Source organism: Nocardia sp. N2S4-5 (assembly GCF_044628355.1).
GTDB lineage: Bacteria > Actinomycetota > Actinomycetes > Mycobacteriales > Mycobacteriaceae > Nocardia > Nocardia wallacei_B.
This window is the reverse complement of the sequence record NZ_JBIUPM010000001.1, coordinates 7006553-7028778: the sequence shown is the minus strand read 5'-3', so window position 1 is coordinate 7028778 and position 22226 is coordinate 7006553. Positions and strand designations below refer to the sequence as shown.

Genomic DNA, 22226 nt, shown 5'->3' with positions numbered 1-22226 from the left:
TGCACTGCGTGGCGACGAGACTCGTGGGCGATGACCCGTGCCACAACCTGGGCGGGGTCGGAATCGTCGAGACTAGGAGCACCACGAGTGCCGGAATTCGATCTTTTGGTCGTGGGCGGGGGCCCGGGCGGATACGTGGCCGCCATCCGCGCGGCGCAGCGTGGGCTGTCGGTCGGCCTGGTGGAGAAGGAGCGGCCCGGCGGCGTCTGCCTGAACTGGGGCTGCATCCCGACCAAGGCCATGCTGCGCTCCGCCGAGGTCTTCCAGACTGTCAGCGCCGCAGCCGATTTCGGTGTGCTGGCCGACAACGTCCGGTTCGATTTCGGCGCCGTGCGCCAGCGCAAGGACGGCGTCGTCAAGGAACTCACCGACGGCGTCGCGGGCCTGCTGCGGGCCAACGGCGTGACCGTGCTCGAGGGCCACGCCCGGTTCACCGGGCCCACCACCGTCGAGGTGCACGAGGTGGGCCCGTCGCCGATCTTCCCCGGCGGCCCGCGCTACGCCGCCGCCCCGACCACCCCGATCCGCCGCGTCGATGCCCGGGACGTGATCATCGCGACCGGCTCGGTCCCCGCGCGGCTGCCGATCCCAGGGGCCGAACTGCCCGGCGTGGTCACCTCCGACGGCGCATTCGGACTGACCGAGGTGCCCCGGCGACTGGTGGTGGTCGGCGGCAGCGCGGTCGGCGCCGAATGGGCCAGCCTGTTCGCCACCTTCGGCGCCGAGGTCACGATCGTCGAGCTCCAGGATCGCCTGGTTCCCTTGGAGGACAAGGACATCGGGACCGCACTGGGCCGCTCGTTCACCCAGCGCGGCATCACCGTGCTGACGGGCTCGACGGTCGAATCGATCACGGCGGCCGAACCGTTGCGCGTGACCGTCGGCGGGCCGCACGCCCGTGAACTCGACGCCGATGTGGTGCTCGTGGGCGTGGGCCGCCGCCCCAACACCGCGGACCTGGGCCTGGCCGCCACCGGAATCGGCACGGACGCACGGGGTTTCATCGCGGTCGACGACCAATTGCGGACCGGCGTCGAACACGTCTACGCCATCGGCGACGTCACCGGCCGGGCGCTGCTCGCGCACGTCGCCTCGCACCAGGGGCTCACCGCCGCCGACGTGATCGCCGGACACCCCGCGCACATCGACTACACCGTAATCCCCGCGGCGACCTTCACCCACCCCGAGATCGCCTCCGTGGGCCTCACCGAGGAGCAGGCGCGCGCGGCCGGTCACCAGGTGCTGACCGCGAAGTTTCCGTTCGCGGCGCTGGGCCGGCCGCGGACCTTCGGCGACACCGAGGGCTTCATGAAGATCGTTGCCGGGCAACATCATCAGGAAGTGCTCGGCGTGCACATCATCGGCCCGTCGGCCAGCGACCTGATCACCGAGGGCGCCCTCGCCATCACGCTGGAGGCGACCCTCGACGAACTCGCCGATACCATCCACGCCCACCCCACCCTCGGCGAGATCGGCATGGAGGCGGCCCTGACCGGGCTCGGCCTGCCGGTACACATCGCGCCGCGCAAGCGTTGAGGAGTCCCACCCGTGACCACGACCACCGCCCCGCGCAAGAGCGCACGCAAGGCCGCCCCCAAGCCGGAAGCCAAGGCGGACAACAGGTTCGCCGACGAGGACCCGCAGACACTACGCGGGCTCTACCGCGACATGCTGTTCGTGCGCCGGTTCGAGGAGCGCACCGCGCAGAGCTACCAGCAGGCCAAGATCGGCGGCTACTGCCACCTCAATCTCGGTGAGGAGGCCACCGTCGTCGGCCTGGCGGCGGCCATGCGGCCCACCGACTATCTGTTCACGAACTACCGCGAACACGGCTACGCCCTGGCCAAGGGCATCGAGCCCGGCCGCGTGATGGCCGAGCTGTACGGCCGCACCACCGGCACCTCCAAGGGCTGGGGCGGGTCGATGCACATGTACGACACCGCGACCCGGCTGCTGGGCGGCTACGCCATCGTGGGCGGTCAGGTTCCGCTGGCCGTCGGCGCCGCGCTGGCCATCGACTACCGCGGCGGCGACGATGTCGTGGTGTGCCAGATGGGCGACGGCACAACGAATATCGGCGCCTTCCACGAGTCGCTGAACATCGCGGCGCTGTGGCGGCTGCCGGTGCTGTTCCTGGTGATCAACAACCGGACCGGCATGGGCACCACGGTCGAGCGGTCGTCGGCCGAACCCGACCTGTACAAGCGGGCCGAGTCCTACCGGATGCGCGGCGAGCGGGTGGACGGCACCGACGTGCTGGCGGTCCGCGATGTCGCCGCCGAACTGCTGGAAGGCGCTCGGCGCGAAGGCAAACCGGCGCTGCTGGAGGCGGTCAGCCACCGCCTCAAGGGGCATTCGGTGGTCGACCCGGCGAAATACCGTTCCGCCGAGGACGTCTCGGCCGCCCGCGAGCACGATCCGATCGTCCGGTTCGCGGCCGAACTGGTCGCGGCCGGGGTGCTGTCGGAACAGGACACCGCCGACCTCGAGGCCGAGGTGCGCGAGGGTGTCGAGGCGGCGGTGGCATTCGCCGATGCCAGCCCGCACCCGGAGCCGGACAGCCTGTTCGACTACAACTACGCCACCCCGGTGCCCGGCGATTCCCGCCGCCTGCCCGCCGACCCGCTCTTCACAGCCTGAGGACTGCCACCGTGCCTGTCATGACCTATCGCGAGGCCCTGCGCGACACCCTGCGCCAGGAGATGCGCCGCGACGACGACATCCTGCTCATCGGCGAGGAGATCGGCGTCTTCGAGGGTTCCTACAAGATCACCGCCGGTCTGCTCGCCGAGTTCGGCGAGAAGCGGGTGCGCGACACACCGATCGCCGAGGAGGGTTTCGTCGGTGCCGCCATCGGCGCGGCCATGCTCGGGCTGCGCCCCGTCGTGGAGATCATGACGATCAACTTCTCGTTGCTCGCGCTGGATCAGATCGTCAACCACGCCGCCAAGATCTACGGCATGTTCGGCGGCCAGACCAGTGTGCCGATGGTGATCCGCACTCCCGGCGGCGGCGGACAGCAACTCGGCGCGACGCATTCGCAGAACATCGAGCTGTACTACGCCTTCGTGCCCGGCCTGAAGGTGGTCGCGCCGAGTACGCCCGCCGATGCCCGCGCGCTGCTGCAGGCGGCGATCACCGACGACGATCCGGTGCTGTTCCTGGAGAATCTGTCGCTCTACAACACCAAAGGCGAAGTGCCCGACAACCTTCCGCCGATACAGATCGGCAAGGCCGCGGTCACGCGGCCGGGCACGGACATCACGCTGATCGGCTACTCGCGGATGGCCACGGTCGCCACGCAGGTGGCCGAACGGCTGGCCGCGGAGGGGATCTCGGCCGAGGTGATCGATCTGCGCAGCCTGCGGCCGCTGGACCGCGACACCCTGGTGGCATCGGTGCGCAAGACGGGCTGCGCGGTGATCGGCGAGGACGACTGGCTCACCTACGGTATCGGCGCCGAGGTCGCCGCCTCGATCTCCGACGGGGCCTTCGACTATCTGGACGCGCCCGTGCGCCGGGTGGCGATGGCCGAGGTGCCGCTGCCCTACGCCAAGCCGCTGGAGCGGCTCGCGCTCCCCTCCGCCGATTCGCTGTACACCGCCGCGGTGGAAACCCTTGCGGCCGTGGGCCGCCGCCGGTGAGCGCCGCCCGCACGCCCACTCCGAAGGACACCCACATTGCCTGAAATCACCATGCCCCGCCTGTCCGACACCATGGAGGACGGGGTCATCGCGTCCTGGCTCAAGCAGGTCGGCGACCAGGTCACCCGCGGCGAGGTGCTCGCCGAGATCGAAACCGACAAGGCCCTCATGGAATTGGAGGCCTACGACGACGGCGTACTCGAGCAGATCCTCGCCGACGCGGGCGCCCGGGTCCCGATCGGCGAGCCGATCGCCATTGTCGGGGACGGGACCGCGCCCTCGCCTTCCGCAGGCGCGCAGGGCGTTTCGGCCGCTTCGAGTCCGGCAACCGGCGGCACCCCGGACGAGGACCCTGGTGCGCGTGGTTCTGTTCATGACGGAGTAGCTGCGGACACCGGCGCACAGTCGGTCCCGGCTGCCGATTCGCCGGGCGGTGCGACGAGCGGTGAACGGCGGCCCAAATCGTCTCCGCTGGCTCGCAAGATCGCTCGCGAGCTGGGCGTAGACCTTGCGGCGGTCACGGGCACCGGCCCCGGCGGCCGGATCACGCGCCAGGATGTCGAATCCGCCCGTGCCGCAGGCGGTTCCGCACAGCGACCCGGCACCGAAGCCGCGGGCGACTCCCGCCCGGACGGCCGATCCGCGAGCCCGGCGCACAACGAACCAGCCGAGGGCGCCATCGGCGGATCCGGGAGTTCCGCACCGACATCCGGCGCGTACGACGACGTGCCGCTGACCACGATCCAGCAGGTGTCGGCCAAGCGGCTGGCCGAGAGCATGCAGCAGGCGCCCCACATCTATCTGACCAGCGCGATCGACGTCACCGAACTGCTGGCGTTCCGCGGCGAGATCAACGCCACGCTGGCGGCGGCGGGCAAGGGCAAGGTCAGCGTGAACGACCTGCTGGTGAAAGCCGTGGCCGCGACGCTGCGCGCGGAACCGGCCGTGAACGTCTCCTTCGCCGGTGACAAACTGTTGCGCCACCACGGGATTCACCTCGGCGTCGCGGTGGCGACACCGGCCGGGTTGCTGGTGCCGGTGATCCGCGATGCCGACCGCAAGAGCGTCTCCGAGATCGCGGCCGAGACCCGGGATCTGGCCGGGCGGGCACGCGACCGCAAGCTGCGCGCGAACGAGATGTCCGGCGGCACGTTCACCATCTCGAACCTGGGCATGTTCGGCATCGAGCAGTTCACCGCCGTGATCAACCCGCCGGAGTCGGCGATCCTCGCCGTGGGCGCCGCCCAGGAGGAACTGCGCCTCGCGGACGGCGAGGTGGTCGCCCGCAAGATCCTGCGGGTGACCCTGTCCGCCGACCACCGCGCGATCGATGGCGCCGTCGGGGCCCAATTCCTGCGGCACCTGAAGGAACTGCTGGAACACCCGCTGCGCATCGTCACCTAGCCCGGCGCGCACAGCTTCCCGACCACCGGCATACCCGCCGACCCCGGCGCCAATGCCCGCTTCCCGACAGCGGACGCCGGGGTTCCCGCCGGAGCGCCACAAGTGCACGAGGGACCCGATCCCCACCCCGGGCGGCGGGAGTACCGCCGGGGTGACGGGCCAGGCCACCAGCCACCCGTCACCCCGGCCTGAGCATCCACTCGCGGCGAACTCGCGGCAGAATCTGCCACGTCGCTCGGAATAGTGACCGCACAGGCCGGGTTCGATGTGAGGTGGACGCGGGTTTCCAGCTCTTCGGCGAGCACATCCTCTGGACCGACCTGATCGGGAACATGCTGTCGCTGACCGTGGTCTGGCTGGCCATGCGCAAGACGATGTGGACCTGGCCGGTGCAGTTGGCGGGCGCGTTGCTGCTGCTCGCCGCCTCGATGGACGCGCACGTGCCCGGAAACGCGCTCAAGCAGATCCTGTTCTGCGCGCTGGCCGGATACGGCTGGATCTCCTGGACCCGCGGCCGGCGCGACCACGGCGGCCTGCTGGTCCGCCCGGCGACCGCGCGCGAACGCGCCGTCCTGCTCACCGTGCTCGCCCTGGGCACCGTGCTGGTGGCCGAGCTGTTCATCCACCTGACCTGGCTGCATATCGCGTGGTCCCCGTGGGCGAACGCGTACATCTTCGTCGGCAGCGCGATCGCGACCTTCGCGCAGAGCCGCGCCCTGGTCGACTTCTGGATCATCTGGATGCTCGTCGACCTGGTCGGTGTGCCGCTGGCCTTCAACTCCGGCCTGTACGTCTCCGGCGCGGTCTACGGCCTGTTCTTCGTCATGGTCATGATCGGCTTCGCCCGCTGGCGTCGCGAATACCGGGCCCGGCAGCGCCTGCTCGGGCGGCCGGACCCGATAACCACGTGAACGGCCTAGCGGGCAGCACCCCCGCACGGCCCGTTCACAGCAGCCCGCGCAGGCGCAGATCGTCCGCGTACTTCTCGATCAGCGCCGCAGTCAGGTGCGGGATGTCCGCGGCCGCGCCGATCCGTTCCTGCTGCACGGCCGCCTGAAACTTCTTGGCGGGCAATACCGCTCCCGGCATCGGCACGTCCGGCTCGCGGTAGGCGTGCAACAGCGGGAGCACCGAGTGGCGGCGTTGTGTCTCCGGCAGCGCACGCAACGCCGTCTCGAACCGGGACAGCCACCGCCCGTAGTCATCGATGCGCTCGATCGGATGACCGGCGGCGACGAGCCAGTCCACGAACACGTCCAGCGACAGGCCGTCGTCGTGCGGGTTGAGCACGTCGAAGCTCTCGAAGCCGGTGTCGACCCGGGCCCCGAGGGTGGTGATCGCCGCCGCGGTGAAATCGGCGGGCAGGCCGTCGTAGTGCGCGCGCTGCCGATGGCCGCCGGAATCGGTCCGGTAGAACGACTTCGGCGCCACCCCGGTCGCCAGCACGCTCAACAGCAGCCGCGTGAACATGTCGGGCAGGTTGAACTGACCGGCGTACCGGCTGTGCGCCAGGATCATGTCCGAGCGGAACACCGCCACCGGTAGGCCGCACAGGTCGTGCGCCTCCCGCAGCAGCACCTCACCGGCCCATTTGCTGTTGCCGTAACCGTTGGCGTAACTGTCGTCGAGCGAGCGGCGCGCGCTGATCTCGCGGATGTCGCCGTCCTCGGTGAACCGCTGCGGGTCCACCTGCGCGGCCACGCCGACCGTCGACAGGTAGGTCACGGGCTTCAACTGCCCGGTCAACGCCAGCCGGATCACCTCCGCGGTACCGACGACGTTGGGTCCGAACAGCTGGTCGTAGGGCAGCACGTGATTCACCAGCGCCGCCGGATGCACGATCAGGTCGACCGTGTCGGCCAGCCGCCGCCAGTCCGCCTCGCCCACACCGAGATTCGGCTCACCGATATCGCCCGCGAGCACCTCCAGGGCGCCGTCGGCCAGCTCGCGGTAGCGCCGCAGCAGCTCCGGATCGCCACTGTCGAAGACGTCGTCCAGCCGTGCCCGCGCCGCCGCGGCGTCCCGGCCGCGGACCACGCAGATCAGCGTGCCGCCCGAATCGTGCAGCCGCTCCAGCCATTCCAGGCACAGGAACCGGCCCAGATAGCCGTTCGCGCCCGTCAGCAGCACCGTCCGCGGCGGGCGTGGAGCACGGGGCAGGCGCGGCGCGTCCGCGAGTGTCGCCGCGTCGACGAACTTGTCCAGCGTCAGGTCCGCGGCCCGGATCTCGGCGCCGCTGCCGTGCACCGACTCCGCCGTGGGCCGGGTGCCGCCCGTGCGGCGCTCGGTCTCGATGTACTCTGCCAGCGCCCGCAGATCCGTTGCCGGACCGACGATTACGCTCACCGGCACCTCGACGCCGAAGATCTCGCGCAGCAGATTCGACAGCGACAGCGCCGACAGCGAGTCCCCGCCGAGGTCGGCGAAATGCGCGTCGGGCGTCAGATCGGTTCCGGCACAGCCCAGCAGCGCCTTGGCGGCGCGCCCGACCGTATCCAGCACGGGCAGTTCGGCGGCGGCCGAGCGCAGCGCGGACAGCTCGTCCTCCTGTGCGCGCGCCAGTTCCTCGTACCGCTGCTCCAGCCGCGGCCCGTAGCGTTCCTTCAGCTTGGGCCGCAACAGCTTCGCGATGCCCGACAGCAGCCCGTTGGCCATGCTGAACGGCTCGGTCTCCAGCAGGAAGTCGCGCGGAATCTCGTAGGACTCGAGTCCGGCGTCCTTGGCCACCCGCTGCAGTGACTCCCCGATCGCCGCCTTCAGGTCGGCGACCTCCGGATACGCGGACACCGCCGCGGCGGTCGGCACGATCACGGCCAGCAGGAACGCGCGCTCACTGGAGCCGTACACGAAGATCTGCCGGACCAGCGGACTACCGGCGTAGACGGCCTCCAGCTTCGACACCGCCACGAACTCGCCCTGGGACAGCTTCAGCACGTTGTTGCGCCGATCGACGTACACCAGCTGGTCGGGTCCGATCTCGGCCATGACGTCGCCGGTGCGGTAGAAGCCGTCGACATCGAAGATCTCGGCGTTCAGTTCCGGCCGCTTGTAGTAGCCCGACACCACCGTCTCGGCCTTGATCAGCAACTCGCCCCGCGGATACGGCTTGTCGGTGCCGAAATACCCCAGTTCCGGGACGTCCACCAGCTTGTAGTCTTGCACCGGCGGACGCTGCAACCGATTGTTGAGCAGCACCCCGCCGCCGGTCTCGGTGGCGCCGTAGCCGTCGAACATCCCGATCTCGAGCACCGACTCCATGAACGCCCGCATGTCCCGCGACACCGGCGCGCTGCCGATCAGCGCCAGCAGCAGCCTTCCGCCCAGGAAGTGCTCGCGCAGTTCGGTTTTCACTTCCCGCTCGACGTCCGCCGGGTCGCCGCCGGCCGCCACCTTGCGGTCCACCTCGCTGCGGAAACGCTGAAACACCATGTCGCACACGCGCGGCACGAAGAACACCAGCGTCGGCCGGGCCAGCGAGAGGTCCTCGAACAGCGTCGACATATCGCTGCGGGCCGCGAAGTACACGGTGCCGCCGACCGCCAGGCAGCCGATCAGCGACGCCCGGCCGGCGACATGGCTCATCGGCATGTAGCTGAAACCGACAGTGGGCAGCGGATGGTCGCCGCCGCTGCGCCACATCCGGGCCAGCATTCGCTCGGAATACATTGCGCCCTTGGGGGTTCCGGTGCTGCCGGAGGTGTAGATCAGCAGCGCGAGATCGTCCCCGTCCGCGCCGGCGCGCAGCGGCGCGGGTGGCAGCGCGCGGCCACGGTCCAGCGCCTCGTCGAGCGTCTCGACGCGCACCGGGCGACTCGACAGCCGGGCGCGAGCGGCCGCGAGCGCGGCGCGGTGGTCGTCGTCACCGGCGTGGTAGTCGAAGACGACCAGCGAGCGCACGGGCGCGGCATCGAGCGCCAGATCGACTGCGGCGCCGAGCTGTTCGACGTCGGTGGCGAGCACGCGCGGCTCGGTTTCCGCGACGATCGGGGCCAGCTGCGCGAGCGACCCGCCCGCCTGTAGCGGCACCCCGACCGTCCCGAGGTAGGTGCAGGCGAGGTCGACGATGGTGTAGTCGACACTGGTGAATCCGAGAACGGCGACGAAATCGCCTGCCCGCGTGGGCTGTTCGGGATCATGATGCCAGGCGGCGGCCAGCGCCCGCACGCGTTCCCACAACTGTCCGTAGGTGAGGGTGTCGAAGCGGGGCAGCAGCCGCGCGCGGTGGCGTCCGCTGTCGTCGGCGACATACTCGACGGCGCGCTCACCGACCGCCACCCGATCGGCATATCCCTCCATGAGAGCGGCCACCACCTGCGCCGATCCCAGTCCGGGCGCCTGCACGGCCTTGCTCACGGCATCGTCCGGGAGCGCGGCGCGAATCTGCTCGTCGCGCCCGATCAGCTCCGTCGCCCGCCGTACCAGTCGTTCCTGCTCCTGCGTGATATCCATCCCCAAGACGTCCATCCCGACCTCTCCGAGTTGTCCGGCAACCTGTTCGACAGTCGATGCGCGCGGGGCAAGCACATCCCGCGGCAATTAATTTACCCACGCTAACTATCCCTACGGTCGCGCCGCCCGCGACACACTGTCAAGAGGGTCGCCGGGCGCCGCGGCATCGCCCGAGCTAGGCGCGATTGAGGCGTGCGTCACGCTGGACGTTTTGTACTTTTCGAGGCATTTCCCGAGGGCGTGGCCGCGTCATCTCGGCCATCGAAACAGCCGGACGCCGCTACGATCCGAGGAGGTGGTGCGCCGCGGCGGGCGGTGTCAGTGAGGAGAGGTCCATGTCCCAGAAGGTTCGCGGCGTCGTTGCCCGCAGTGCCGGAGCACCGGTCGAGATCGTCGACATCGTCGTCCCGGATCCGGGGCCGCGCGACGTGATGGTGCGGGTGCTGGCGTGCGGCGTGTGCCACACCGACCTCACCTATCGCGAGGGCGGCATCAACGACGAGTTCCCGTTCCTGCTCGGACACGAGGCCGCGGGCGTCGTGGAGACCGTGGGCGATTCCGTCACCCATGTGCGGCCCGGCGACCGGGTGCTGCTGAACTGGCGTGCGGTATGCGGCGCCTGCCGGGCGTGCAAGCGCGGCAAGCCCTGGTACTGCTTCGACACGCACAACGCGAGCCGCCCGATGACGCTGTCCGACGGCACCGCCCTCACTCCCGCGCTGGGTATCGGCGCGTTCGCCGACAAGACCCTGGTGCACGAGGGCCAGTGCACCGTCATCGACGCGGACACCGATCCGGCGGTGGCCGGGCTGCTCGGCTGCGGTGTGATGGCCGGGCTCGGCGCGGCCATCAATACCGGCAACGTGCGCTACGGCGACTCGGTGGCGGTGATCGGCTGCGGTGGCGTCGGCGACGCCGCCGTCGCCGGGGCCCGGCTGGCCGGGGCGACCACGATCATCGCCATCGACCGCGATCCCCGGAAACTGGAGTGGGCCACCGAACTCGGGGCCACGCACACCCTGCGTGCCGGTGACGATGTGGTCGAGCGGGTGCAGGAGCTGACCGGCGGATTCGGCGCGGACGTCGTGATCGACGCCGTGGGCCGCCCGGAGACCTGGAAGCAGGCGTTCTACGCCCGCGACCTGGCGGGCACCGTGGTGCTGGTCGGCGTACCCACACCGGACATGCGCCTGGACATGCCGTTGATCGACTTCTTCTCCCGTGGTGGCGCGTTGAAGTCCTCCTGGTACGGCGACTGCCTGCCCGAACGCGATTTCCCGATGCTGCTGGAGCTGTACCGCCAGGGCCGCCTGCCACTGGAACGCTTTGTCACCGAACGCATCCCGATCGACGGGGTGGAACAGGCGTTCACCACCATGCACCGCGGTGAAGTGCTGCGCTCGGTGGTGGTGCTGTGAACATCGAACGCGTGGTCACCTCCGGCACCTTCGAATTGGACGGCGGCTGCTGGGATGTCGACAACAACGTCTGGGTGGTCGGCACCGACACGGAGGCGGTGATCATCGACGCCGCCCACGACCCGGCGCCCGTGCTCGCCGCGGTAGGCGACCGCCGGGTCACGGCCGTGCTCTGCACCCACGCCCACAACGACCACATCAACGTCGCACCGCAGCTGGCCGCGGCGACCGGAGCGCCGATCCTGCTGCACCCCGCCGACGACATGCTCTGGCGCGCTGTGCATCCCGAGGTCGACTACCAGCCGCTGGCACACGGTCAGCGAATTCCGGTCGGCGACACGGCGATTCAGGTGCTGCACACGCCGGGCCACTCGCCCGGAGGCTGCAGCCTGTACCTGGCCGAGCAGCAGGCCGTGTTCACCGGCGACACGCTGTTTTCGGGCGGCCCGGGCGCGACCGGACGGTCGTATTCCCATTTCCCCACCATCATCGAGTCCATCCGGACCCGGCTGCTGGCACTGCCGGGGGACACGATCGTGCACACCGGGCACGGCGACTCCACCACCATCGGCGCCGAGGCGCCACACCTCAGCGAGTGGATTCACCGGGGACACTGACCGATACGCCGGTCCTGTTGAATTTCGCACATCAACTGCCAAGCAATCGCTTGGGTTGGTAACCTCGGCAACACAGGAGGACGGTGACCGGCATCGGTCGTGCAGACGATGCGCAAGCACCGTGCCGGTCCGCGCACGCGCGACCATCAGGGAATATCAATGGGGATGTGACCAGGGGCAATTCGGTTCCGTCCGGTACCACGCGGCGCCGGACCGGTCGTGGCGTGCCGCCGTCCGTCGGCGACTCGACAGACAGGAACGCTACCCATGACCACCCGGAAGATTCCGGATCCGAACCACCCGCTGCTCCCCCTGGCGCGGGCCTACACCAACTACTTCACGCCGACGGTCACCGGCGCGCAGCACGTGCCGGAATCCGGTCCGGCGCTGATCATCGGCAACCACTCGTCGATCTACTGGGCGCCCGAAGTGTGGATCACGCTGCTGACGATGATGGACCGCCGGCCGATCGAACCCAGTTTCGGTCTGGCGCACGAAATCCTGTTGCGCACACCGGTTCTCGGTGACAGCCTGCGCGATCTGGGCGCGTTGCCCGCCTCGCGGGAGGCCGCGACGACGGGATTGAAGGACGGCGGCGCCGTGCTGGTGTACCCCGGCGGCGACTGGGAGGCCTGCCGCCCGTGGACCGACCGTGGCCGCATCGACTTCGCCGACCGGAAGGGATTCATCCGTCTCGCACTGGAACTCGGCGTCCCGGTGATCCCAGCCGTCGCCACCGGCGGTCACGACTCCATCTTCATCGTCAGCCGCGGCGAGCGCACGGCGCGGCTACTGCGCCTCGATAAACTGCTGCGCGCCAAGGTATTTCCCTACACCGTCGGCGTGCCGTTCGGTTTCGCGCCGATCGTTCCGCAGGTTCCGCTGCCCGCTACCGTGCAACTGAGCTTCCTGCCACCGCTGGACTGGTCCACCGAACCCGGCGATCCCGAGAACGCGGCGGAGGTGGACGCCTGCTACCGCGAGACCGTGGACACCATGCAGCGCGAACTCGATCGGTTGCGCGCCGAGATCCCCAATCCCGTTGCGACAGGCATCAAACGGCACCTCGCCGACCTGCCGGGGCCGCTGTCGGGGCTAGCCGGAATCGTGTGAGGGCGGTCAGGACGACATCACCGCCTCGATCGAGGCCACCAGCCGGGACGCGTGCTCGCCGAGATAGAAGTGGCCGCCCTCGTAGGTGGTGAGTTCGAAACCGCCGGTGGTGTGGTCGCGCCACGCGCGCACCTCCGCGAGGGTCACCTTCGGATCGTGCAGGCCGATGTGGGCGTGGATCGGCGCGGAGACGGTGGCGCCGTCCGTGCCGCGGTAGGTCTCGGCGGCCTTGTAGTCGGCTCGGAGGGCGGGCAGGATCGCGCGCAGCATCTCATCGTCGTCGAGGACCCGGGCGTCGGAGCCGTCGAGCCGCCGCATCTCCGCCAGCACACCGGCGTCGTCGAGCCGGTGCACGGTCTCGACGCGTACCTGCGACGGCGCCCGGCGGCCGGAGACGAACAGCGCGGCCGGACCGGTACCGCGCGCCTCCAGCAGCCGCGCCACCTCGAACGCCACCGAGGCGCCCATGCTGTGCCCGAACAGGTACAGCGGCCGATCGAGCCACGGAACCAGCTCCGCCGCAACGATTTCCGCCAACTCCGGCACGCTCTCGACACAGGGCTCGTGGCGGCGGTCCTGCCGTCCGGGGTACTGGACGGCCAGCACCTCGTGCGCGGGCGCGACCATCCGGGAGACCGGGTGGAAGTACGTCGCCGAGCCCCCGGCGTGCGCCAGGCAGACCAGCCGCGCGGCCGGATCGGCGCGCGGGTGGAACCGCCGCACCCAAGCCCCGGCTGTTCGTTGTCCGTCGGTCATCGAAACCCCCTCGTGCGGTGTGTCATCCGACATTGTCGCGGGGTTCGGTCTCTCCGGCCACCGGACGTCCCGGCCGAACGGCGCGAAAACCCCGCGGCCAGGCGGGACTCCGTCGAGTAGGGGCGCACCGGTGTCCGGTTACGGCGTGGAATAACCGATCAGCGCGCCGATGCCGGCCCCGATCGGCACTGTCACCAGCGCGCCGACGCCACCGAGAAAGAACCCGATGACCGCGCCGATGCCGGCGCCGATGAGCGCGCCGACCACCGCGTTGTGCTGTTTGCGCGCCTCGGTCTCGGCCTCGTCGATGTTCTGCGCCGCGGCGGAATTCGCCGTCAGCGTCAGGGTGCGGCCGGCGGGGTCGATGCGCGGTGTCAGGCCGACGGTTCCGCCCGCGCCCTGCACGGCCAGCGGTACCGTAACGACCTCGCGGCCCGCGACGTCGGTGAGCGTGACCGCCCGGCCGTCCTGGGCGAGCGCGAAACTGCCGGTGGCGACGGTGGTCGTCACTCCGGTGTGGTCCGCGGTGGGCGCGGACACGTAGGCGATGCCGTGGTCGACACCGCTGATACCCGGCTCGGCCGCCGGTGCGGGCGCCGCCCCGACGACTCCCGCGGTGACGCCGGTGGCCCCGATCGCGAGCAGGGCGGTAGCAGCGATTCGCTTGGCTCTCATTGCCTTCCCCTAATTCCATCGGCCCGGTAACAGCCGATATTCCCCAGGCCGGATCTCGGCCGCATTCATTCTCCCGCGAAAAACCCTGCGCAGCGGTCGGTTTCCGAAATCTCGTGGTTACCTCACGACAATGCCCGGGTATCGTTCCCCTCGGATCGAAGGCAGTCAGTGGATACCCATCGCTCGGCCGAACGCTAGGAGCCACCACATGGTCACGATCATCGGCGGCGGTATCGCCGGCACCGTCCTCGCCGGAGCGCTGGCGCGGCACGGTCGCCCGGCCACCGTGTACGAGCGGCAGGCGCTTCCGCGCAATGGGCAGTTCCTCGTCCTCGACGGGCGCGCGCACGCGGCGCTGCACAGCCTCGGCGTGCCGATCGACCCGCTGCACAAGGTCTCGCACCCGCTCACCGCGATCCGCATCGCCTACACGGAGAACGAGCGCACACGGCCCAGCGACGGTCACCGCCTGTACTTCCGCGACGACCTCATGCGCGTCCTGGACGAGTTCGCCGCGTCCGCGGGCGCGCGGCGGCACGACGGGATCGCGATCACCGACCTCGATCCCGCCACCGGCACCCTGGTCAGCGGCGCCACGTCCGTCGCCACCGACGATCTGATCATCGGCGCGGACGGCACCGATTCGCTCGCCCGCGCCCGGCTCGAACCCGCCCGGTCGGCCGAATACGCCGGGCAGACGGTCGTCTACGGCACCACCCGCGTCCCCGTGCGGCCGGACAGCGCGCCCTCGGTCCTGCACTTTCAAGGCCGGGTGGGCACGGGGACCCTCCCCGCGAGCACCTTCGGCCACTTCTGGAACGACGATGTGGCCGTGTGGTTCTGCCGCATCACCCAGCCCGAACTGCCGCCCGAGGAGATCGGGACGCATCCGGTGCGGGACTGGGCCGAGGCCGTGCGGCTGTCCGCCCCTGCCATCGCGCCCATTGTCGACGCCATGGTGAACGAGACCGACACGGTACGAGTCATCAACGCCCGCAATGTGCCGCTCGCCGACGCGGCGACGCCGCGTGCCCCCGTCCTCCTCTGTGGTGACGCCGACCATGCCCTCACCCCCGCCGCCGGTGTGGGCGCCCGCGACGCCATCGAGGACGCGGCCGCCCTCGTGGCCGCGCTGACCACCGGTGCGGACCCCGCCGCGGCGATGGCGGAACGTCGTCGGCAGTTGGTCGAGGAGCGGGACCGCATCGCCCGGTTGTACGAGCGGCCGCGGAAGTAGTCGCGGCCTATCTCGGGCCGATTCGTTTGCGCCACACCGGCCTAACGCCGGGCAAACGGGTCCGCTGGTGGACTGGGCGCCGGAGCTACCGGTTCCGGTGGCCGGACAGCCGAGTGAAAGGACCGAGATGTCGGCGAGGAGATTCATGCGGGGCGCGCTGCTGATGACGGCCGCGTGCGCCGGAGTGGTGGCAGTGGCGGAGACGGCGTCGGCACAGCCGGGCGAGCGGCATCCGCTGGCGGACACGACGTGTTCGGCGGCGCAGGTCGAGGCGGCCATGCGCGACCACGCCCCGCAGTTCGCGACCTATCTCGACGAGCACCCCGATCACCGCGCGAAGTTCGAGCGCATGTTCTCCGTGCCGCCGGAGCAGCGCAAGATGATCATCCGTGAGCGCGGCGACGGCGGCCCGCGGCCCGAGGAGGGCCGTGGCCGGATCATCCTGCGCGACGATCCGCGATTCGCCGGACTGCCGCAGCAGATGCGGGTGGTCGCCGACACCTGCCACGGATACTGACCGATTGTGCCCGAGCGCATCGGGGGTGCGCTCGGGCCTGAGTCAAAGCTGCTGTGCCCCGGCATCTTCCGGCATCCCGGTGGGACCGGGCACGGGCGTGGCGGCCGGCGGGAGGTCGACGGTGATCCGCAGTCCTCCTCCGGCGCGGGCGGCGGCGGTCACCGTGCCGCCGTGTGCGCGGGCGACCGATCGCACGATCGACAATCCCAGTCCCGCACCGCGTGAGGTGGCGGCGTCGGATCGGCGGGTGGTGGAGGTCAGTCGGCGGAAGGGCTCGAACAGGCCGTCGAGGTCGTACTCCGGGACCTCCGGGCCGGTGTTCTCGACGACGAGCCGACAGCCGCTGTCGTGTATTCCGGTGCGCGCGGCGACCCACCCGCCCTCCCGGTTGTATCGGATGGCGTTGTCGAACAGGTTGTGCGCCAAGCGTTCCAGCAACAGCGGGTCACCGATGACCGGAGCCGATTCCGGCTCGGTACGCAACTCCACACCGGCCGCGCTCGCCTGTTCCGCGGCGATGGCGGCGACGTGGCGAACGACATCGGCGAGGTCGGCCGGGCGGTGCTCGGTCAGCCGCTGCTCGCTCCCGGCCAGCACCAGCAGTCCGTCGATGAGTCGTTCGTGGCGCCGGTTCACCTCCAGCAGCGTTATTCCCAACTGCCGCAACGGTTCCGGGGCGTCGGGCCGGTCCAGCGCCACCTCGAGGAGGGTGCGGTTGATGGTCAGTGGTGTACGCAGTTCGTGCGAGGCGTTGGCGACGAAGCGGCGCTGGCTGTCGAAGGAACGGTCCAGCCGCTCCAGCATGGCGTCGAAAGTGTCTGCGAGATCGGTGATTTCGTCGCGCGGGCCGTCGAGTGCGATGCGCTCGTGCAGGCTGTGGTCGGCCACTCGGCGGGCGGTGGCGCTGATCTGCTGCAGCGGCGCCAGCACCCGCCCGGCCAGCAGCCACCCGAGCCCGGTCGCCGCGACTCCGACCGCTCCCAGCGCCGCCAGCGACCAGCCCAGCATGGCGTGCATGGTGGCGCTCCGTTCCGTCTCGGCCTGGGCGGCGACCGCGGAGGCCAACTCGTCCACCGCGCCCATCCGGACCCGGAACTGCGGCGCGCCCAGATACTCGCGCACGATCAGCTGCGCACCACCGTTCGGCCGCCGCCCCAGCCACTGCTCGAGCGAGAAGTACATGACCGCGATCAGTACGGCGCCGGCCAGGAAGAACGCTCCCGCGTACAGCAGGGTCAGCCGGAACCGGATGGTCGGGCGCAGCCGCCGCGTCACCGGACGCGGTAGCCCACGCCGGGCTCGGTCGCGATCGGATCGGGATCGCCCAGCTTCCGCCGCAGCATCATGATCGTGTACCGCACCACTCCGGTGAACGGATCGATGTTCTCGTCCCATGCCTTCTCCAGCAGTTGCTCGGCCGACACCACTCCCCCATCCGCCCGCAGCAACTCGGCCAGGACGGCGAACTCCTTGCGCGACAACGCGACCGGCGTCCCGTCGCGGGTAACGGAGCACCGGTGCAGATCCAGCCGCACCCCGGAACGCTCCAGCACGGGCGGCGTCGCCGGGCGCGACCGGCGCCCGAGCGCCTGCACCCGCGCCACCAGTTCAGCGAACGCGAACGGCTTGGTCAGGTAGTCGTCGGCGCCCAGCCCCAGCCCCGCCACCCGGTCCGGCACCGCCGTGGCCGCCGTCAACATCAGGACCCGCGCCACACCCCCCGTCTCGACCACCCGCTCGCAGACCTCGTCCCCGCACACCACCGGCAGATCCCGGTCCAGCACCACCACGTCGTAATCGTTCACCCCCACCCGCTCCAACGCCGCACCCCCGTCGTACACCACATCCACCGCCATCGCATACCGCCGCAACCCCACCCCGATCGCATCGGCCAGCAACCGCTCGTCCTCCACCACAAGAACCCGCACCCGCCAATCCTCCCCCGCCCCCCTGTCAGGTCCCTGTGAGGACTCCGCCCCACCTCGAAGAACCCCAGCTAGAGCCCCGATTTGGGCCCCCGACAACCCATACGCTAAAGTTTCTCCTCGGCCCGCCCAACACAACGAGCCACCACAGTCCCCTATAGCTCAATTGGCAGAGCAGCCGACTGTTAATCGGCAGGTTACTGGTTCGAGTCCAGTTGGGGGAGCCACCCACTTCAACGTGCTGTTTCAATCAGTAACCAGCACATCGTAACCGGGAATCAGCGCGCCCGGTACCCCGACGTCGCGCCAGGGACAATATCGCCGGGCCGGGTGGTCGCGGCATGACCGATCCCGACCTGACCGGCCTTCCGCGCGATCTGCTCGCGGCCGTCTATCACGCCTCGGCCGTCATCACCATCGGCCCGCACCCGGACCAGCCCGGCACAGGCATAGCTCACACGTGGCGCACCAACGACGCCCCAGGTGGTCCCATCCCGGCCGCCATCGTCGCAGCCAAGCTCCGCGCGGCGGCCGACGACATCGAGCGGGCCGAGTCATGATCCGGGCGCACATTGCCGCCGCCCTGCTGACCACGTGCGCTGTGTGGACGCTGGGTGCCGCCTATTGGGCGGTGATGCGATGACGCCTCCCGAGGACGTGCTGACCGGCCCGCCGAGCGACGCCGGGGACGGCGCTCGTATGGGAGTGCTCGATATGAGCCGCTGTGCGCTGTTCGTCTACGTCGATCTCGACGGCCGGGCCGTGGCTCAGGCCGAAGGTGTCGCCAAGCCCGAAGCGGCGAAGATCTTGCGCCAGATCGCCGAACTCTGGGACGGCCAGCGGTGAGTGCCCCCGCTCGCGTCGCCGTGCCCCGGCCTCGGTGCCCGAAGTGTCACAGACCGTTCCATCCGAAGTCTCGCGTACCGCGTCTGCCGTCCGGGCAAGTGTGGCTGTGCGCGGACTGTCGTAATGATCCCAGCTCTGAGCCGCTGCCGTGGGACACGGGGCCGCGTATCTGGGCGACGACTCGACGGGGTGATGCCTCCCCCGAATAGACGCGTGACGGCGCTATGGCGGGTCCGCCGTTAACCGACTGCTCCGGTAGGTGCTCACTCGACTAATTCCGTGCGAACCGGCGTACGGCTCACCCAAGCGGACTGATCCCCTGCGCGGGTGGGACATACCGAAAGCCTTGCAGCCCAATGGCCGCGAGGCTATCGGCGTTGGGGTAGCAGACGGTGAGCGGAAAAACTGGGAGGCGAGCGCTGGGAGGCTACCCAGCAAGGCCAATTCTCTACCTCCACACCGAAACATCTACACCCCAACAGATTTGGATCATCTCGGTAGCTATCGCACAGGGAGGACCCACCAGTGTTGGAAACCGAAACATCCTGCCGTCACTGTGGTGGTGAGCTGGCGTACCGGTTCTCAGGTACCGAGTTCCGCTTGGTCGCTCTGGACGTGGAGCCGACCGAGACCGGGACGGTGGAGGTGCTGAACTACCAGGACTGCCACGTGCTCAGCGTGCCAGCGCTGGGCATCGCGCGCCAGGAGCGCCGACCGCTCTACGACCGGCACGCGTGCCCGGACGTGTGGCCCGACGGCCGTGGCTAGATGGGGCGGCCGTCGCGCCGCGCGCTACACCGCTGCCGTGCTCGCCGAATACGGCACCGTGTGCCACCTCCAGCTCGACGGCTGCACGAATGTGGCGACGACGGCCGATCACATCGTGCCGCGTTCGCTCGGTGGCGACCCGTGGGCCCTCGAGAACGGGCGGCCCGCCTGTCGTCCGTGCAACAGCAAACGCGGCAACGGCATCGGTGCCGCGACGCCCGGCGTTCGGGTGGTGGTGGTGACCGGGCCGCCCGCCGGTGGCAAGTCGACCTATGTCCGCGAGCACGCGGCACCGGATGACGTGGTGATCGATCTGGACGTGATCGCGGCGGCCCTACGCGGGCCGAACGCCGATCCCCTCCACCTCTACCCGGCGCATGTGCGGCACGTGGCGATCGCGGCCCGGCAAGCCGCGATCCGCCGCGCGACGCGCCTGGCCGAACAGGTGACGGTGTGGCTGGTGCACTCGATCCCCTCACCTGCCCAGGAGTCTGAATACCATTCGCGCGGTTGGGAACTCGTGCGCGTGGACCCCGGCGCGGCGGCCGTGATCGAGCGTGCCCGCGCCGAACGTCCCCCCGACGTGCTGCCCCACATCGATCGCTACTACGTCGGGCGCAACGACACCAGCGTGCCACCGTCCAGGCAGTGGTGATGCCATGTCCAACCCATCCGCCACAGTGAATAATATGCACCGCGGCACCGGCCTCGATCTACGCACGGGCATGCATAATATGCACTCCATTGCGGCGCTCGTATGTATCAATACATGTATCACATCGCGGTTTTTGACCACGCCCACCCCCGGAAGCCCCTGCCCAACTCCCCATTTTTTCGAGGTGAGCACCAGGTACAAGGGTTGGTACATACGCCCGCTAGTGAGGCGACCGCCGACAACACCCGAATAGTCACGTATTTTATGCATGGCTTTATGCATGGCGTGATTGCATATTATGCGATTGCGGTGCATGGTTTTATGCATGCCGAGACCAGACCCGCGCGCCCCGCAGGATGGGCAAGCCGCGATGTTCGACGCGGAGGTGTTGCCGTCGGTGGTGCCGGGACGCGTCACGCGCGGGCGTCACTCCGAAGCGATCGACCGCGCGTTCGTCGCCGCGTCCGACGCCGATCTACTGCGCCCCGAACACGAAGCGCTCCAGACCGTCGTGCGTTCGGTGGGGTGGGCGCTGGATTGCTTCGAACAGCAGAACAAGCCCTACGGGCCCGCGAAGTTGGTGCCCGCTGCCGTCGAGGCGCTGCGCGAATTGTGCCTTACCCCTGCCGCTCAGGCCGATGCCACCGACGACGATCTGAGGACGCTGCTCGATGAGATCGCCCGCCCCACCACCGGCGACGCCGACGCCCCGCTACCACACACCTCGGACACCGAACCGGCCTAGCTACGGTCACGCGATCGCGCGCACCTCGGCGGGGCTGGGTCGCACTCTCATGCCTTGGCAGCGTCGAGCGGTCGACGTGTCGACTGAAATCGACACCAGTACAGGACGTTTCGCGTATCCACTGGTGATCATCTCGGTTCCGCGCCAGTCCGGGAAAACCGCGCTCACCCTGGCCACGGCGTTCCATCGCGGGTTGCTGCTGCCGAACTCGCGCGTGTGGTTCACCGCGCAAACCGGGATGCACGCCAGAGACAGCTTTCTGGAGATGGCGCGCCCGGCGAAGCTCACCCCGTTCGGGCGGTTGTTCGACCTGAAACGCGGGGCCGGTGACACACGAATCGAGTTCGCGCACAACATGTCCCAGCTACGACCACACCCGCCTACGGAGGACTCTCTACACGGCAAACAATCCGATCTGAACCTGATAGATGAGGGATGGGTGTTCGGTGAGGAGGAAGCCGCCGCGCTGATGGCGGCGATCACCCCGACCCAAGCCACACGCCCGATGCGCCAAACCGTGGTGCTGTCCACGCGCGGCACGGCGGTGTCGACGTGGTTTCACGGGCTGATCGAGGAAGCACACGAACATCCGCGTATCTGTCTGGTGGACTACGGGATTGGGCCCGACGACGATCCGAGCGATTTGGCGGTGATCGCCGCCGCGCACCCCGCCTACGGTCACACCGTGGACATGGCCGCCCTCGAGTCCGCACAGGCCCAGCTCACCCCCGGCGAGTTCGCGCGTGCCTACGGCAATCGCGAGACCGGCGCGGCGGAGTCGGTGTTTCCGCCGCACGCGTGGGCGGCGTGCCAAACCGTGGACCGGTTGCCCGATCTGCCGGTGTGCTTCGCCGCAGCGGTGTCGATCGACCGCACCGAAACCGCGATCGCTGCCGCCGTCCTGCTCGACGGGGTGCCGTGGTGTGAGGTGATCGAGTGCCGTCCCGGCACCGACGGCGCGGCGGCCCGCGTCGCGGAGCTGACCACCCACCACGCGCACGCCGGGGTGTGGATCGATCGCCACGGCCCCAGCGGCACCGTGGCCGACGAACTGGACCGGCTATCGGTGCCACTGACCGAAGCCGGTGGCGGCATGGTCGCCGCAGCGGCGGCCGACATGTTCGACCGCGTGAACCGGGGCGCGATCCGCTGCCGCCTCCATCCGACGCTCACGGCGGCGGTGTCGGTGGCGGCGTGGCGCTCACTCGGTGACGGGGCCCGCGCGTTCGGCCGCCGCGCGTCGTCGGGCTCCATCGCCGCACTCGAGGCTGTGTCGCTGGCCGCCTACGGTGCCGCGTCCCACATTCCGATGCCACTTCCACAGATATGGACAGCCGATGCCTGAAACACGTTTGGACGCAACACCTTACAGCGTCGTCGTCACCTGCGACGCGTGTGATTGGCGGGCCGTCGTCGGCACCCGCGCCGGTGCCTGGAAAGCTGCCGCGCTGCACCTG

At 69.6% G+C, this 22226-nt stretch carries 21 protein-coding genes and 1 tRNA gene; 17 read left to right on the top strand and 5 right to left on the bottom strand.

Features of this window, described 5'->3' with window-relative positions:
- Positions 1-87 precede the first annotated feature (87 nt).
- From lpdA to ACFMRZ_RS32540, 5 genes are all read left to right on the top strand, one after another.
- The gene (gene lpdA / locus ACFMRZ_RS32560) at positions 88-1536 is read left to right on the top strand and encodes a dihydrolipoyl dehydrogenase (protein WP_400182063.1); all 1449 of its coding nucleotides are present in this window, start codon (positions 88-90) and stop codon (positions 1534-1536) included.
- A gap of 12 nt (positions 1537-1548) precedes the next feature.
- The gene (pdhA, locus tag ACFMRZ_RS32555) at positions 1549-2640 is read left to right on the top strand and encodes a pyruvate dehydrogenase (acetyl-transferring) E1 component subunit alpha (protein ID WP_400182061.1); all 1092 of its coding nucleotides are present in this window, start codon (positions 1549-1551) and stop codon (positions 2638-2640) included.
- Between the two features lie 20 nt (positions 2641-2660).
- A complete protein-coding gene (locus ACFMRZ_RS32550; protein WP_400182060.1) occupies positions 2661-3644 on the top strand; it encodes an alpha-ketoacid dehydrogenase subunit beta in 984 nt (327 codons plus the stop codon).
- A 36-nt stretch (positions 3645-3680) separates the two neighbouring features.
- Positions 3681-5048 (top strand): dihydrolipoamide acetyltransferase family protein, encoded by a 1368-nt coding sequence (locus ACFMRZ_RS32545; RefSeq protein ID WP_400182059.1) that lies wholly within the window; start codon positions 3681-3683, stop codon positions 5046-5048.
- 272 nt (positions 5049-5320) lie between these two features.
- Positions 5321-5959 (top strand): nicotinamide riboside transporter PnuC, encoded by a 639-nt coding sequence (locus ACFMRZ_RS32540; RefSeq protein ID WP_400182058.1) that lies wholly within the window; start codon positions 5321-5323, stop codon positions 5957-5959.
- 34 nt (positions 5960-5993) lie between these two features.
- On the opposite strand, the gene car is transcribed toward ACFMRZ_RS32540, so the two are convergent.
- A complete protein-coding gene (car, locus tag ACFMRZ_RS32535; protein WP_400182056.1) occupies positions 5994-9497 on the bottom strand; it encodes a carboxylic acid reductase in 3504 nt (1167 codons plus the stop codon).
- A gap of 335 nt (positions 9498-9832) precedes the next feature.
- Between car and ACFMRZ_RS32530 the strand changes: the two genes are divergently transcribed.
- The 3 genes from ACFMRZ_RS32530 (at position 9833) to ACFMRZ_RS32520 (ending at position 12645) form a co-directional block, all read left to right on the top strand.
- Entirely contained in the window at positions 9833-10915 is a 1083-nt protein-coding gene (locus ACFMRZ_RS32530; RefSeq protein ID WP_400182055.1) for an S-(hydroxymethyl)mycothiol dehydrogenase, read from the top strand.
- The gene (locus ACFMRZ_RS32525; RefSeq protein WP_280271940.1) at positions 10912-11532 is read left to right on the top strand and encodes an MBL fold metallo-hydrolase; all 621 of its coding nucleotides are present in this window, start codon (positions 10912-10914) and stop codon (positions 11530-11532) included. The genes ACFMRZ_RS32530 and ACFMRZ_RS32525 overlap by 4 nt, the downstream gene beginning before the upstream one ends.
- Positions 11533-11799: 267 nt before the next feature.
- Positions 11800-12645 (top strand): 1-acyl-sn-glycerol-3-phosphate acyltransferase, encoded by an 846-nt coding sequence (locus ACFMRZ_RS32520; RefSeq protein ID WP_280271941.1) that lies wholly within the window; start codon positions 11800-11802, stop codon positions 12643-12645.
- Positions 12646-12651: 6 nt separating this feature from the next.
- Here ACFMRZ_RS32520 and ACFMRZ_RS32515 read toward each other — a convergent pair whose 3' ends face one another.
- The gene (locus ACFMRZ_RS32515) at positions 12652-13401 is read right to left on the bottom strand and encodes a thioesterase II family protein (RefSeq protein ID WP_400182054.1); all 750 of its coding nucleotides are present in this window, start codon (positions 13399-13401) and stop codon (positions 12652-12654) included.
- A 138-nt stretch (positions 13402-13539) separates the two neighbouring features.
- Positions 13540-14076, bottom strand: a complete 537-nt coding sequence (locus ACFMRZ_RS32510; RefSeq protein WP_400182053.1) for a hypothetical protein — start codon at positions 14074-14076, stop codon at positions 13540-13542.
- Positions 14077-14284: 208 nt separating this feature from the next.
- On the opposite strand from ACFMRZ_RS32510, the gene ACFMRZ_RS32505 reads away from it, so the two are divergent.
- Both ACFMRZ_RS32505 and ACFMRZ_RS32500 read left to right on the top strand, forming a co-directional pair.
- Positions 14285-15313 carry an FAD-dependent oxidoreductase gene (locus tag ACFMRZ_RS32505; protein WP_400182052.1) on the top strand — a complete coding sequence of 343 codons (1029 nt, stop codon included), beginning with the start codon at positions 14285-14287 and terminating at the stop codon, positions 15311-15313.
- A 127-nt stretch (positions 15314-15440) separates the two neighbouring features.
- Entirely contained in the window at positions 15441-15830 is a 390-nt protein-coding gene (locus ACFMRZ_RS32500) for a hemophore-related protein (protein ID WP_400182051.1), read from the top strand.
- A 42-nt stretch (positions 15831-15872) separates the two neighbouring features.
- Here ACFMRZ_RS32500 and ACFMRZ_RS32495 read toward each other — a convergent pair whose 3' ends face one another.
- Complete coding sequence (locus ACFMRZ_RS32495) at positions 15873-17105, bottom strand: sensor histidine kinase (RefSeq protein WP_400182050.1); 1233 nt, start codon at positions 17103-17105, stop codon at positions 15873-15875.
- Entirely contained in the window at positions 17102-17758 is a 657-nt protein-coding gene (locus ACFMRZ_RS32490; RefSeq protein ID WP_280271947.1) for a response regulator transcription factor, read from the bottom strand. The genes ACFMRZ_RS32495 and ACFMRZ_RS32490 overlap by 4 nt, the downstream gene beginning before the upstream one ends.
- 148 nt (positions 17759-17906) lie before the next feature.
- On the opposite strand from ACFMRZ_RS32490, the gene ACFMRZ_RS32485 reads away from it, so the two are divergent.
- From ACFMRZ_RS32485 to ACFMRZ_RS32455, 7 genes are all read left to right on the top strand, one after another.
- Positions 17907-17982: transfer RNA gene (locus ACFMRZ_RS32485), tRNA-Asn, on the top strand.
- A 114-nt stretch (positions 17983-18096) separates the two neighbouring features.
- Complete coding sequence (locus ACFMRZ_RS32480; RefSeq protein WP_400182049.1) at positions 18097-18315, top strand: hypothetical protein; 219 nt, start codon at positions 18097-18099, stop codon at positions 18313-18315.
- 79 nt (positions 18316-18394) lie between these two features.
- A complete protein-coding gene (locus tag ACFMRZ_RS32475; RefSeq protein WP_400182048.1) occupies positions 18395-18601 on the top strand; it encodes a hypothetical protein in 207 nt (68 codons plus the stop codon).
- 600 nt (positions 18602-19201) lie between these two features.
- Positions 19202-19369 carry a hypothetical protein gene (locus ACFMRZ_RS32470; RefSeq protein ID WP_400182047.1) on the top strand — a complete coding sequence of 56 codons (168 nt, stop codon included), beginning with the start codon at positions 19202-19204 and terminating at the stop codon, positions 19367-19369.
- On the top strand, positions 19362-20024 hold the full coding sequence (locus ACFMRZ_RS32465; protein ID WP_400182046.1) for an AAA family ATPase: 663 nt from the start codon (positions 19362-19364) through the stop codon (positions 20022-20024). The genes ACFMRZ_RS32470 and ACFMRZ_RS32465 overlap by 8 nt, the downstream gene beginning before the upstream one ends.
- A 325-nt stretch (positions 20025-20349) precedes the next feature.
- Positions 20350-20769: a hypothetical protein gene (locus ACFMRZ_RS32460; RefSeq protein ID WP_400182045.1), complete on the top strand. Its 420-nt coding sequence runs from the start codon at positions 20350-20352 to the stop codon at positions 20767-20769.
- A 76-nt stretch (positions 20770-20845) separates the two neighbouring features.
- Positions 20846-22114 (top strand): terminase, encoded by a 1269-nt coding sequence (locus ACFMRZ_RS32455; protein WP_400182044.1) that lies wholly within the window; start codon positions 20846-20848, stop codon positions 22112-22114.
- Positions 22115-22226 lie beyond the last annotated feature (112 nt).